The 12987-nt window shown below is 74.3% G+C and carries 13 protein-coding genes; 7 read left to right on the top strand and 6 right to left on the bottom strand.

Annotation, left to right across the window (positions count from 1 at the left end; genetic code table 11):
* Positions 1-22: 22 nt before the first annotated feature.
* A complete protein-coding gene (locus tag ACQP1S_RS03570; protein WP_357785361.1) occupies positions 23-1039 on the bottom strand; it encodes a potassium channel family protein in 1017 nt (338 codons plus the stop codon).
* 273 nt (positions 1040-1312) lie between these two features.
* Here ACQP1S_RS03570 and ACQP1S_RS03565 point away from each other — a divergent pair, with 273 nt between their 5' ends.
* Together ACQP1S_RS03565 and ACQP1S_RS03560 are read left to right on the top strand one after the other, a co-directional pair.
* Positions 1313-1912 (top strand): helix-turn-helix domain-containing protein, encoded by a 600-nt coding sequence (locus tag ACQP1S_RS03565; RefSeq protein WP_432902958.1) that lies wholly within the window; start codon positions 1313-1315, stop codon positions 1910-1912.
* Between the two features lie 135 nt (positions 1913-2047).
* Positions 2048-2644: an ATP-dependent Clp protease proteolytic subunit gene (locus ACQP1S_RS03560; RefSeq protein WP_432902955.1), complete on the top strand. Its 597-nt coding sequence runs from the start codon at positions 2048-2050 to the stop codon at positions 2642-2644.
* A 247-nt stretch (positions 2645-2891) separates the two neighbouring features.
* Here ACQP1S_RS03560 and ACQP1S_RS03555 read toward each other — a convergent pair whose 3' ends face one another.
* Positions 2892-3872, bottom strand: coding sequence for a zinc-binding dehydrogenase (locus ACQP1S_RS03555; RefSeq protein ID WP_432902952.1), 981 nt, complete (start codon positions 3870-3872; stop codon positions 2892-2894).
* A gap of 228 nt (positions 3873-4100) precedes the next feature.
* Here ACQP1S_RS03555 and ACQP1S_RS03550 point away from each other — a divergent pair, with 228 nt between their 5' ends.
* The 5 genes from ACQP1S_RS03550 to ACQP1S_RS03530 all read left to right on the top strand — a co-directional run bounded on the left by ACQP1S_RS03550 (position 4101) and on the right by ACQP1S_RS03530 (position 11026).
* Positions 4101-5798 (top strand): non-ribosomal peptide synthetase, encoded by a 1698-nt coding sequence (locus tag ACQP1S_RS03550; protein WP_432902949.1) that lies wholly within the window; start codon positions 4101-4103, stop codon positions 5796-5798.
* On the top strand, positions 5795-7495 hold the full coding sequence (locus ACQP1S_RS03545; RefSeq protein ID WP_432902946.1) for an AMP-binding protein: 1701 nt from the start codon (positions 5795-5797) through the stop codon (positions 7493-7495). The genes ACQP1S_RS03550 and ACQP1S_RS03545 overlap by 4 nt, the downstream gene beginning before the upstream one ends.
* Positions 7492-8724, top strand: a complete 1233-nt coding sequence (locus tag ACQP1S_RS03540; RefSeq protein ID WP_432902943.1) for a condensation domain-containing protein — start codon at positions 7492-7494, stop codon at positions 8722-8724. The genes ACQP1S_RS03545 and ACQP1S_RS03540 overlap by 4 nt, the downstream gene beginning before the upstream one ends.
* The gene (locus ACQP1S_RS03535) at positions 8715-9716 is read left to right on the top strand and encodes a MupA/Atu3671 family FMN-dependent luciferase-like monooxygenase (RefSeq protein ID WP_432902941.1); all 1002 of its coding nucleotides are present in this window, start codon (positions 8715-8717) and stop codon (positions 9714-9716) included. Before ACQP1S_RS03540 ends, ACQP1S_RS03535 begins: the two co-directional genes overlap by 10 nt.
* 119 nt (positions 9717-9835) lie before the next feature.
* On the top strand, positions 9836-11026 hold the full coding sequence (locus ACQP1S_RS03530; RefSeq protein ID WP_432902938.1) for a cytochrome P450: 1191 nt from the start codon (positions 9836-9838) through the stop codon (positions 11024-11026).
* 23 nt (positions 11027-11049) lie between these two features.
* Here the strand turns inward: ACQP1S_RS03530 and ACQP1S_RS03525 are convergent, their stop codons facing one another.
* The 4 genes from ACQP1S_RS03525 to ACQP1S_RS03510 form a co-directional block, all read right to left on the bottom strand.
* Positions 11050-11544, bottom strand: a complete 495-nt coding sequence (locus tag ACQP1S_RS03525) for a hypothetical protein (protein WP_432902935.1) — start codon at positions 11542-11544, stop codon at positions 11050-11052.
* A 19-nt stretch (positions 11545-11563) separates the two neighbouring features.
* Positions 11564-11704 (bottom strand): hypothetical protein, encoded by a 141-nt coding sequence (locus tag ACQP1S_RS03520; RefSeq protein WP_432907745.1) that lies wholly within the window; start codon positions 11702-11704, stop codon positions 11564-11566.
* A 434-nt stretch (positions 11705-12138) separates the two neighbouring features.
* On the bottom strand, positions 12139-12291 hold the full coding sequence (locus ACQP1S_RS03515; RefSeq protein WP_432902932.1) for a hypothetical protein: 153 nt from the start codon (positions 12289-12291) through the stop codon (positions 12139-12141).
* Between the two features lie 281 nt (positions 12292-12572).
* On the bottom strand, positions 12573-12986 hold the full coding sequence (locus tag ACQP1S_RS03510; RefSeq protein WP_432902929.1) for a hypothetical protein: 414 nt from the start codon (positions 12984-12986) through the stop codon (positions 12573-12575).
* Between the last annotated feature and the right edge of the window lies 1 nt (position 12987).

Genomic DNA, 12987 nt, shown 5'->3' with positions numbered 1-12987 from the left:
CCGTTTCGGCGGCTACCCGGTGTCAGGAGGCGGTGGTGTTGGCGGTGGGTCGGTCGTCGCGGACGTGCACGAGCATGTCGCCGGTCTCGATCACCGCGCCGGCCTTGTCCGCCAGGGTGACCACCTTGCCCCGGCGTACCAGCGCGATGACCAGGGACTCCAGCTCACGTGGGGACTTGCCCACCTCGTGCCGCTCGGCGGACCGCATCGCCAGCGCCATCCCCTGCCCGGGGGTGAGCAGATCCTCCACCACGTCGATCAGCGGCGGCGCGGAGGTGGAGAGGCCGAGCAGCCGACCGGCGGTGGCCGAGGAGACGATCACGTGGTGCGCGCCGCTCTGGCGCAGCAGCGGGGCGTTCTCGGCCTCCCGTACGGCCGCGATGATCCGTACCTGACCGGCGGTGAGCTGCCGGGTGGTCAGCGCCACCAGCACCGAGGCGTCGTCGCTGTCGGTGGCGATGATGACGGCCTTGGCGTTGCGGACGTGCGCCTCCTCCAGCACCGACGACCGGGTGGCGGAACCCTCGATGGCGACCAGTCCGGCCGAGGTGGCCTGCCGCAGCGCGGTGCCGTTGCGCTCCACCACCACGATCCGGGACTTGTCCAGTCCGTTCTCCAGCAGGGCGGAGACCGCGCTGCGACCCTTGGTGCCGTAGCCGCAGATGATGACGTGGTCCTTCACGGTTCTCCTCCACCGCCCCAGCCGACGGCCGGTCCGGTACTGCTCGGTCAGGACTTCCAGGGTGGTGCCGACCAGGATGATCAGGAAGATCACCCGGGCCGGGGTGATGAACAGGACGTTCACCAGCCGGGCCGACTGCTCGAACGGGGTGATGTCGCCGTACCCGGTGGTGGAGAGGGTGACCACGGCGTAGTAGAAGCAGTCGAGCAGGGTCAGCCCGTTCTCGTCCACGTCCCGGTAGCCGCTGCGGTCCAGATAGACCACCGCGACGGTCAGCAGGACCAGGCCCAGGGCGGCGGCCAGGCGGAGACTCAACGCGCTGAGCGGACCCCGCCGCTGCGCCGGGAAATGGATCACCGTCGGTCCTGCTCCCCCTGGGTCGCCTGCACGAGCACAACATAGCGGTTACCAGGCAGGTCGACCCGCCGGGCCGCCGACCGCACCGCCGGTGAGCGCCCCGTCACCCCGGGCCCCGTCGTCCCGGTCGGCCCCTGGTGACCCCGCCGGGCCGGTGGTGGACCCGCGTGCCCACCGTTCCGGTCGACGCGCAGTGGCCGGCCGGGCCGGTGCCGGGGCCCTCGACGGGGCATGATGGGAGGGTCCCGGGACACCGGCCACGAGGAGGCCCGCATGTCGCTGCTGCGTCGGGTGATCGGCGGGGTGCTGCGTCGGGTACGGCTGCGCCAGGGCCGCACGCTGCGCGAGGTGGCCGCCGCCGCCGGGGTGTCCCTGCCCTACCTCTCCGAGGTCGAACGCGGGCGCAAGGAAGCCTCCTCGGAGGTGCTGGCGGCGATCTGCCGGGCACTCGGAATCCACCTGTCCGACCTGCTCGAAGAGGCCCGCGACGAGTTGCGCCGGGTCGAACGTCGGGTTCCCGTGCCACCGGGCGGGAGCCTCGCCCGGCTGGACCGGGTGCCGACCGCCCGCCAGGGCGGGGACCGGTTCGGGGCGACGACCACCGCCAGGTTCGGGCCCGGGACGACGACCGTCGGCGGATTCGGGGTCGGGACGACGACCGTCGGCGGATTCGGGGTCGGGACGACGACCGTCGGCGGGTTCGGGTTCGGGTTCGGGACGACGACCGTCGCCACGCCCACCCGGGTCTTCGCCGTCGCGTCGACCGTCCGGGTGATCGCCGTCGTGTCGACCGCCCGCCCCGCTGCGCGTACCCCCAGGGTGCCGGCACGGCGACGGGCCCGGACGGGCCGACGGCGGCTGCTGGTCGGGTAGGCCGGCCGGGTTCTGCCGAGGGCGGATCTGCCGGGGGCAGAAACGCTGGGTTGGTGGCCACCCGGCGGCGCAGGCTGGACCCGCCGGTCCCCGGGCGGCGCGAAATCGCCCGCCGGCAACGCGGAGGTGGTCACCATGATCGGGTACGACGTGCGCATGCTGGACGGCGGGCAGCCGGCCTTCGGCGACCAGGTCTTCGAGCGGCTGCTGCGGGAACGGATCATCTTTCTGGGCACCGAGGTCACCGACGCCTCGGCCAACCAGATCTGCGCGCAGATCCTGCTGCTCGCCGCCGAGGACAGCAAGCGGGACATCTACCTCTACATCAACTCGCCGGGTGGTTCGGTGAGCGCCGGCATGGCCGTCTACGACACCATGCGGTACGTCCGCAACGACGTGGCGACCCTGGCGTTGGGGTTGGCCGGGTCGATGGGGCAGTTCCTGCTCTGCGCGGGGGCGGCGGGCAAGCGGTTCGCCCTGCCGCACGCGCGGGTGATGATGCACCAGCCGTCCGGGGGGATTGGTGGCACCGCCGCCGACATCACCATCCAGGCGGAGAACATGCTGCACGTGAAGCGGACCATGCAGGAGTTGATCGCCGAGCACAGCGGGCGCACCCTCGACGAGATCCAGGCCGACTGGGACCGGGACCGGTGGTTCACCGCCGAGCAGGCCCGCGAGTACGGCCTGATCGACCAGGTGCTCACCCGGGTCGATCAACTCCCCGGCTGACCGTCACCGCCCGGGACGGCAGTCGACGGCGGGCGGGCGGAACCCACGGCGTCCCCGGTCGTCGGACCCGCCCCCTCGCTCGGGTCCGACGACCGCCGGCCGCCACCGCGGCGGACGCTCGTCGATGCGGGAGAGCGTAAGCAGTACGGGGGTTCCCGCGCGGGCGAATACGCGGAACGCATTTCCCACGAACATGGTGACATCGACGGCGCACATCGGCCACCGGTGGCGCAGACCGCGCCCCGGATCACCCGCCGACGGTCAGCACCACCTTGCCCAACGCCCGCCGCCCCTCCAGGTCGGCGTGCGCGGCGGCCGCCTCCGCCAGCGGATACGTCGACACCAGCGGCCGCCACCAGCCACGACCACCCAGCTCCACCGACCGGGCCGCGAGCCCCGCGATCCCGCCCGGCCGGTTGCGCAGCCGTTGCCCGAGCCAGCCGGCGGTCAGGCTGCGCTCCACCAGGTCCGCCGTGCCGATCCGGGTCGGTTCCCCCGCCGACCACCCGAACATCACGAACCGGCCGCCCGACGCCGTCGACTCCAGCGCGGCCCGGCCCAGTGTCCCGCCCACCCCGTCGTACACCAGGGTCGGCCCACCGACCCGCGCCCGGACCAGGTCCGTCCAGTCCGGCCGGTCGTAGTCGACCACCACGACGTCCGCGCCCAGCTCACCGACCCGGGCCGTGCGTCGGGCACCCCGGGCCGCGGCGACCACCGTCGCGCCGACCGTCCGGGCCGCCTGCACCAGCAGCCAGCCCATCCCACCGGCCGCCGACAGCACCAGCACCACGTCGTCCGCCGTCGGCGGCGCCAACTCGAAGACACCGAGGGCGGTCCGGCCCGTCCCGACCAGGGCCACCGCGTCGGCGAACCCCGTCCCCTCCGGTACGACGTGCAGCGACTCGACCGCGGTGACCGCCTGCTCGGCGTACCCGCCGGGGACCATGCCCAGGTGGGCGACGACCCGCCGCCCCCGCCACGCCTCGTCCACCCCGGCCCCGACCAGGTCGACCGTGCCGGCGACCTCGCGACCCGGCACGGTCGGCAACGCCGGCAGTGGTAGCGGGCCGCCCGCCTCGCCCCGGCGCAGCGCGGTGTCGAGCAGGTGGACCCCGCTCGCCGCTACCGCGATGCGCACCTGCCCGGGGGCGGGTGCGAGGTCGGGCAGGTCGTCGAGGACGAGATTGGTGGCGGGACCGAACCGGTGGAGGCGAATCGCACGCATGCCCCCATCCGACAACCTGCACCGGACGTGAGGTCAAGGGCCGGGCCTTCGCTGGGCGGAGCGCGCCGGGGTGCGGTCCGGCGACCGGGAGGCACCGCCCCGGCCACGGGGACAGCGCGGGCACCTTGACCGGCCCGCACTGTCGTGACAGCCTCATGGATAGATCCCTGTCCATGGCCAGATGAGTCGACGAGGGGGTCGCCGTTGCGCGACAGGGACTTCGTCCCGGTGAGCGACCGGGTGTCCACACTCGCCCGCCGGTTCCCGCACCGGGTGGCCCTGGCCGACCGGACCGGGGCGGTCACGTACGCCGATCTGGACCAGCGGGCGGACGTGCTCGCCGACACGCTGTCCGGGGCCGGCGTCGGGCCCGCGACCGTGGTGGCGGTCGCCCTGGAACGCGGCGTTCCCCTCGTCACGGCGGCCCTCGCCATCTGGCGCAGCGGGGGCGTCCTGCTGCCACTCGATCCGGCCAGCCCGCCGGCCTGGAACCAGTCGGTCGCGACGGCGGCGGACGCCACGGTGCTCGTATCGACGTCCGTGCTGCACCGGCCCCCCGGCATGCGCCAGGTGGACCCGACGCGGCCGGCTGCCGGGTCACCGCGACCGGGAGGCCGGCCCGCTGCCGGCGACCCGACCCGGCTGGCCTACGTCATCCCCACCGCCGGCACGACCGGCACGCCGAAGCTGGTCATGATCGGCCACGACGCGGTCGTCAACCTCATGGTCGCGCAGCGGCGCTGGTTCGGTGACCTCGGCGACGACGCCCGCGTCCTGCTCTATGCCAGCCCGGTGGCGGACGGCTGGATCTTCGAACTCCTCCTCGGGCTCGGTGCCGCCTGTCGGCTGGAGGTCGTCGACCGGGAGTCACTGGTCGGTGCGCCGCTGGCGCGGCTGCTCGCGGAGCGGGCCGTCACCCACGCGGCCCTGCCCGCCGCCGTGCTCGACTCCCTGCCGGAGGACGACCTCCCCCGGCTACGGACCATGCTCAGTGTCGGCAGCCCGTTGGCACCGGCCACGGCGCGGCGCTGGATCGACCGGTGCGAACTGGTCAACGGCTACGGCCCTACCGAGGCCACCGTGGCCAGCACCCTGCACCGGGTCAGCCGGGCGGACACCGATGGCGAGCGCATCCCGGTCGGCCGGCCGATAGCCGGATACGACATCTTCGTCGTCGACCCCGACGGCCAGGTCGTCGCCGACGGGCAGCCGGGCGAGATCGTCATCGTCGGCCGTGGCGTCGCCCGCGGCTACCTCAACGCCCCCGAACTCACCGCCGCACGGTTCGGGCAGGTCGACGGCGGCCGGTCCTACCGCACCGGGGACCGGGGCCGCCGGGACGCCGACGGCCTCGTCCACCTGCTCGGTCGGATGGACGCGCAGGTGAAGGTCCGTGGCTTCCGGGTCGAGCCGGCCGGCGTCGAGGCCGCGCTGCTGCGGCTGCCCGGGGTCCGGTCGGCGGCCGTCTCCGCCGTCGCGGCGGACGCCGGCCCGGTCTCGCTCGTGGCACACGTCGTATCGACGCCGGGCTACCGACCCTCCGGTACGGCGCTGCGGGCGGCCCTGGCCCGCGCCGTCCCCGCCCACCTGGTGCCGGACCTGGTCGTGGTGGTGGACGCCCTGCCGCTCACCGCCGCCGGGAAGGTCGACCGGCGGCGGTTGGCGGTGCCGGCGGGGTCCCGACCGCCGCACACCCCGACCGAGCGCGCGATCGCCGCCATCGTCGAGGAACTGGTCGGCGTCGACGGGGTCGGCCTGGACGACGACCTGACCGACGTGGGCTGGCACTCGCTGCTGACCACCCAGGTCGCGTTCCGGATCGAGCGACGGCTGGGCATCCGGCTCGCCCTGGAGGAGATCGTGCGGGCCGGCACGATCGGGCGGATCGCGGCGGTCGCCGCCGGCCGGGCACCGGACCCCCGATGAGCGGCGGACCAACCGTGCCCGGCCTGCTGCGGCAGCGTGCGGCGGACACACCGGACGCCGTCGCCCTGTGCCACCCCGACGGCGCGACGCTGACGTTCGCGCAGTGGGACCGGGCGGCGGACGCGCTCGCCGCCGCGCTCGCCGCCGACGGACTGCGGGTCGGCCAGCGGGTGGCGCTGCTCTTCGACGAGCGGGAGTGGTTCGGGTACGCGACCGCGTTCTGTGGCGTGCTCCGGGCCGGTGGGGTGGCGGTACCGCTGTCGGCCCGGCTCCCGCCGGGACAGCTCGTCGAGCGGGTCACCGTCGCCGGGGCGGTCGGGATCATCCGGGAAGGCTGCGCCGTCCCCCCGGAGCTGGGCGGCTGGCAGCGCGGGCCGGCCGGGACCGCAACCGACGCCGTGCCCGACCGGGCGACCCCGGACGGCGCGGCCCAGATCATCTTCACCTCGGGGACCGAAGGGTCGGCCAGGGCGGTCGTCGCCACCCACGGCAACCTCACCCACGGGCACGACACCGCGCCCGGCCGGCGGCAACTCGCGCACTCCCGCTATTTCCTGCACGCCTTCCCCATCGGGACGAACGCCGCCCAGACCATGCTCCTCACCGGCCTCGCCGCCGAACCCGCCGCGCTCGTCGTGCCCCGGTTCGACGCCGCCGAGGTCTGCGCCGCCGTCGAGGAGTTCCGGGTCGGCACCCTCTTCCTCGTCCCGTCGATGGCCCGGGAGCTGCTGGCCTCCGGCGAACCCGACCGTCGTGACCTGTCGTCGCTGGTGCTCGTGGGAACGACCGGCGACGTGCTGCCCGCCGCCGTCGCGCGTGCCCTCGGTGACGTCCTGCCGTACGCCACCATCGTCAACACCTACAGCTCGACCGAGGCCGCACCGGCCCGTACGACGATGGTGTTCGACAGCCGACGCCCGGACGCGGTCGGTCGGGGCGCCGTGCGGATCACCGACGACGCCGGCCGGGAGGTCGCTGCGGGCGAGGTGGGTCAGGTCTGGATCGGCTCCGACGCCCCACCGCGCCGTTACCTCGACGGTGGTGACGCCGCGACGTTCCGCGACGGTTGGACCCGCACCGGTGACCGGGGCCGGCTCGACGACGAGGGCTACCTCCACCTCACCGGCCGAGACGCGTCGACCATCCACTCCGGCGGCACGAAGGTCTCGTCGTTCGCGGTCGAACAGGCGCTGCACGGGCACCCCGACGTCCGGGACTGCGCGGTGGTCGCCCTCGCCGATCCGGTGTGGGGCGAACGGCCCGCCGCCGTGCTGGTGACCCGTACCGGTGCCGTACCGGCGGACCTGCGGGCCTTCCTCGCCGGCCGGCTGTCCGGTCCGGAGATCCCGCAGCGGGTCGTCTGTGTGGACGCGTTGCCGCGCAACGACGGCGGCAAGGTGGTCGCACGGTCGCTGCGGGGCCTCTTCCCGCCGGTCGGATCGACGCCCGTCGCCGCCCCGGTGACCGTGGTCGAACGACGACTGGCCGACATCTGGGCAAGCGTGCTGGGCGTGGCCGCCGTGGGCCGCGACGACGACTTCCTCGCCCTGGGCGGCAACTCGATGTCGGCACTGCGGCTGGCCCGTCTCGTCTCCGACCAGTTCGCGGTCGCCACGCCGGTGTCGGCGCTGTACGCCCGGCCGGGCCTGGCCGCGCAGGCCGCCTGGATCGCCGACCGGATGTCCGGGTCACCATGACGCAGTTCGTGCCGACCTCGCCGCTGCAACGGGGCATCTGGTTCAACGAGCAGCTGGCCGCGCTCGGGTCGGCGTACACGGTCGCGGTCACCGCCCACCTGCGCGGCCCGGTCGACGTGGGCCGGCTGGCGCGGGCCTGTACGGCGCTGGCCGCGCGGCACCCGCTGCTGACCGCCGGCTGCCACAACCTCGACGGCCTGCCCTGGCTGGCGGTCGGCGAGCACCCGCTGACGCTCACGGTCGAACCCACCGCCGACGGGACCGTCCGCGAGCGGGTCGAGCGGGCCGGTCGCACCCGGTTCGACCTGTCAGCCGGGCCGCTGGCCCGGGTCTGGTGGTTCCCCCTCCGGAATGGAGGCGGGGTGCTCGTCCTGGCCGCCCACCACCTGATCGTCGACGGCCAGTCCAAGGACATCCTGCTGCGGGACCTGGCCGACCGGTACGGCTCCGACGCACCGGCGGTGGTGACGCCGCCGGCCGGACCCGGGCACCGGACGCCGCCGGAGCACCTGGTCGTCGCGGCCACCGAATACTGGTGGCGGAACCCCCCACGGCCGGTCGAGCTGCCCCGCGACGGCGGGGTACGACCCGGCGACACGGTCGTCCGCGCGCTGACCCCCCGGACCCGTACGAGGCTGGCCGAGGCGGCCGTCGCACTGGACGCGACCCGGTTCGAGCTGCTGCTCACCGTGCTCGCCAACTGCCTCGCCCGGGACGAGGGGCCCGTCCCGATCGCGATCGAGCTGTCGGTGCGTACGCCGGCCGAGGCGGACCGGATCGGCATGTACGTCAACGAGCTTCCGCTCACCCTCCCCACGCCACCGACCGGCTCGTACGCGGCGGCGCTGACGACCGTCCGGGCCGGCCTGCGGGAGCTGTACGCCCACCGGACGGTCCCGTTGGCGATGTGCCGGCCCGGGACGCGGCCGTTCCTGGCCACCGCCGCCGTCTCGGTCAGCTACCGGCGGATCGCCCCCGGCCCGGTCTTCGCCGGCCTCGCCACCACGGTGGACTGGTCGGCGTTCAACGGGGTCGCCCGCAACGCCCTGCACGTCATGATCGCTGACGGCGAGCAGACCCACGTCACGTTCCAGTTCCCGGCGGCGGCCGACGTACGGGGGCGGGCCGACGCCCTGATCGACCGGGCCCTGGCGGTGCTCGACCGCAGCCTCGCCGCGCCGCACGCGACTCTCGTCCGGTCGCCGGAGGAGCCGCCCCCGTGGACCTGAGCCTGTTCTTCTTCTCCGCCAGCGCCGACGACGCCCACGACCTGCTGCTCGACAGCGCACGGTTCGCCGACGACCACGGCTTCACGGCGGTCTGGACGCCGGAGCGGCACTTCCACGAATTCGGCGGCCCCTACCCGAACCCGGCGGTGACCGGTGCCGCCGTAGCGGCGGTCACCCGGCGGGTCGGTGTCCGCGCCGGCAGCGTCGTGCTCCCCCTGCACGACCCGTTGCGGGTGGCCGAGGAGTGGGCGGTCGTGGACCGGATCTCCCACGGCCGGGCCGGGGTCGCGTTCGCCTCCGGTTGGCACGCCGTCGACTTCGTCCTCGCTCCCGACCGGTACCCGCACCGCAGGTCGGCGTTGCCGGAGCTGATCGACGAGGTGCGTGCCCTGTGGCGGGGCGGCACGACGCCACGTCCCGACGGCACCGGCAGTCACGTCGACGTCGAGGTCTTCCCCAAGCCGGTGCAGGCCGACCTGCCGGTCTGGATCACCAGCGCCGGTGACCTGGCCACCTTCGAACTCGCCGGGCGGCTCGGCGTCGGCGTCCTCACCCACCTGCTCACCCAGAGCCTCGACGAACTGCGCACCAAGATCGAGCGGTACCGGCGGCTGCACCCCGGGCAGGGCCGGGTCACCCTCATGCTGCACACCCTGGTCGGGCCGGACGACCAGGGCGTGTCCGCCCTGGCCCGGGAGCCGATGACCCGGTACCTGCGGTCCTCGCTCGACCTCGTGGCGGGGATGCTGCCGGACTCCCCTTTTCACGACCCCACGATCACCGACGACGAAGCGGACTTCCTCATCGGCCGGGTGCTCGACCGGTTCCTGGCCGAACGGGGGCTCTTCGGCTCGGTGCCGACCTGCGCCCGTACCCTGCGCCGGCTCACCGAGGCGGGCGTGGACGAGGTCGCCTGCCTGATCGACTTCGGCCTGCCGGCGGCGGCGACCAGGTCCGGCCTCACCCACCTGGCCCGGCTGGTCGGGCAGTGACCCCGGCGGCGGGCCCGGCCCGGGCGTACCGGCAGCGCCCGCGCCACCGGCCGCCCGGCGGTGCAGGCGTCCACGTCGGGCGGTGCCCACACCCCCGTCTGCCGATCGAAGGAGCGCTGATGGACGACGACCTTCCCGCATTCCCACTGCCGCCCGCGTCGGGGCTCGCTCCCGCCGCCGACTTCGCCCGACGGCGTGCGGAATGCCCGTTCGGCCGTGTCCGGCTGCCCAGCGGCGACAGCGCGATCCTGCTCGTCCGGCACGCCGACGTCGCCGCCGCCGTCAGCAGCCCGGCACTGTCCCGCAACCACCTGCTCGCGCAGGCCCCCCGGCGCAGCGGCGAACCCAACTTCCTCTACGACCCCGACCTGCTGATCAACCAGTCCGCGCCGGCGCACGCGACGGTCCACCGGATCGCCACCCAGGCGATGAACCACGAACGGGTCGCGGCCCACCGGCCGGTGATCCACCGCATCGCCGACGCGCTCGTCGACACCATGACCGACGACGGCCGCCCCGGCGGCGACCTCGTCGCCGAGTACACCGACCGGCTTCCCCTGCTGACGATCACCCGGCTGCTCGGGATACCGGCCGAGGACTGCGACGACATCCGCCGCTGGTCGGGGGCGTACACCCACTCGCACCCCGGCACGCCGCAGGAACGGGCGCGGCTCGTCGCCGACTTCGGCGCGTACGTCCGCGACGTCGTCACCGCCGCGCCGCGCGCCGCGCTGCTGGCCGATCTCGTGCACCCGCCCGACACCGGGGTCAGGCTCTCGACGGACGAGCTGGTCAGCCTGACCAGACTGATGCTGTCGGCGGGGGTGGAGGCCCCGGCGACCGTGCTCGGCCGGGCGATGTTGCGGCTCCTGGCCGACGACGCGGCCGACTGGCGGACGTTCGTCCGGCGCGGCACCGATCCCCTCGCGATGGCCGACGAGCTGCTCCGCCTCGTCTACGCCGGCAACGTGGCCGCCCTGCGGACCGCGACCACCGACCTCGTGCTGCCGTCGGGGACCGTCTCCCGGGGCGCGGCCGTGCTCCTCGCGTGGATCTCGGCGCTGCACGACCCGGCCGTCTATCCCCGCCCGGAGGCGCTGCTGCCCGGTCGCCGGGCACCGAAGTTCGTGGGCTTCGGCGGTGGCCGCCACTACTGCCCGGGACGGCGGCTCGGCCGGGCGATCCTGGCGGTGGGGCTGGACCGGCTGCGCGCCAGGCTGCCCGGTCTCCGGCTCGCCACCGACGGACCGATCCCCATCGCGGAACGGGAGGTCGGCGCCGTCGTCACCACGTTGCCGGTGCGCTGGTAGGCCGGTTTCCCCGGGGAACGGGCTCAGCTCCCCGGTGGCGGCCGGTGGTGTCCCGGTGCCGCCTCGGGCAGGTGATCGGCGAGTGCGGTGAACTGCGCCCGGGTCAGGTACGACGGGTTGGCGGCCTGTGGCTGGCGGAACACCTCCAGTCCGGCCAGCCGGGGGTCGGCGCGCAACCGGTCCCGGTGCAGCCGTCGTGGCTCGGGCAGGACGGTCAGGTCCAGCGGCACCGTCCAGGGCGCGCGGGCCTCCCCGCCGGGCACCGGCTCGCCGGTGAGCCGGCCGATCCCCCAGACGCCGTACGGCAACCGCCCCCGGCTGCCACTGGCCCAGAAGAGCACGGGCTGACCAGCCCGCATCAGCCGGGCCCGGTAGCCGGGGCGTACGCACCAGCTCGTCACCCGGGGGTCCCGGGCGAACCGGCCGGCGAGATCGACCAGGTCCGCATTGCCCTTGATCAGCCAGGCGCCCAGGTCGTCCCGGGTCACCTGGCGTCCGTCGGCGCGTCCGTGCGACACGTCGGGTCCTCCTCGGCGGTCAGATCAGCTCCTCACGGACCGCGTAGGCTACCGCGTGGGTGCGGTTGCCCAGCTGGAACCGGCTGGTGATGTCGTGCGGCACGTTCTTGACGGTCCGCTCCGAGCAGCTCGACCGGGTCGCCACCTCCCGGGTGTCCATCCCGTCCGCCACCAGCCGCAGGATCTCGCTCTCCCGGACCGGGAGCCCGTTCACGTCGATGCCGCGGGGCGAGCACCGTCTGCGGCAACCGGGTCACCTGCTTGACCAGCAACCCGAGCACCTCCGGGGGCATCGCCGCGCCGCCGGAGGCGGCGAAGCGGCCACATCCGGAGACGTGCAGCCTGCGCCGCAGCTGGCGGTCCATCCACGGCTGCTGCTCCGGCTCGTCGACCAGCTCGACGGTGGCCAGCGCGGAAACCCGCTCGTCGTCCGGGTCGAGCGCGACGATCGGGCCACCGGCGGTGAGCACCAGCCAGCGGGAGCCGTCGGCGTCGTCGGCCAGGCCGAGATTGATCACCTGCCCCAACAACGCCAGCAGCGGCCAGTCCGACACCATCGCGTCGAGCGGTTCCGGCCGTTCCAGGATCTCCGGCTCACCGCGCCAGCAGTTCCCCATCCTCGATGAGCCGGTCGACGCACCCCTCGCACACCACGACCAGCGCGGCCGACCCACCAGCCTCGCCGCACTCCCGGCAGACCAGGTCGAGCGCCAGCCCGCGCCCGGTCAGCAACCGGAAGCATGCCATCTCCCGGTCCTCCGGTACGGCGACCAAGCGGGAGCAGACCCGGGCCGGTGGCCGCATCCGTCGGGTGCCCGCGCGGCGGTGTCAGCACGGCAGCGCCCTATCCGGCACCGCCAGTTCCCGGGGACGTCCGACCCCGTTGCCCTCAACTGTTGGGCCTGACAGCAGTAGCCGCACCTGCGCGTTCATCCCGGAAGACGGAGAGGCACTTCGTGCGCTGACGGCCAGGCGCTGGGAACGCACTCGTCCGGCATGACGGTCACCGGCTCGGCGCGTCCGGGTAGTCAGTCGGTGCCGCCGAGGCGGCGCATGGCGCGGTAGAGCTGTGTGGGGGTCAGGGGCGGTTCGGGGAGCGGGTGGGCGCGCTCGGCGCGGAAGCCGTCGAGCATCAGGTACAGGTGGCGGCGCCAGGCGTGCGGGGCGATCCCGTCGGTCGCCTCGATGATCCGGCTGTGGGACCAGATGACGAAGGCGAGGTCCTCGGGTACCAGGTCGGGCCGGAGGCGGCCCTGTTCTCGCGCCCGTTCGACGATGCGCACGCCGAGGTCATGGATCCGGGTCTGCTGGCCGGCCAGGCAGGCGTTCTCTGGCAGCCGGATCGAGGCGAAGTCGTTGAAGCCTCGGTCGCGGGCCTGGAGTTCGCACATGGTTTCCAGGAACAGGCACAGCCCGACCATCTTCGGTGCCAGCGGTCGCACC

The sequence above is a fragment of the Micromonospora matsumotoense genome, assembly GCF_050951065.1.
In the GTDB taxonomy this organism is placed as follows: Bacteria; Actinomycetota; Actinomycetes; order Mycobacteriales; family Micromonosporaceae; genus Micromonospora; species Micromonospora matsumotoensis.
The sequence above is the reverse complement of the archived record's forward strand: the minus strand, read 5'-3'. Positions and strand labels throughout refer to the sequence as shown.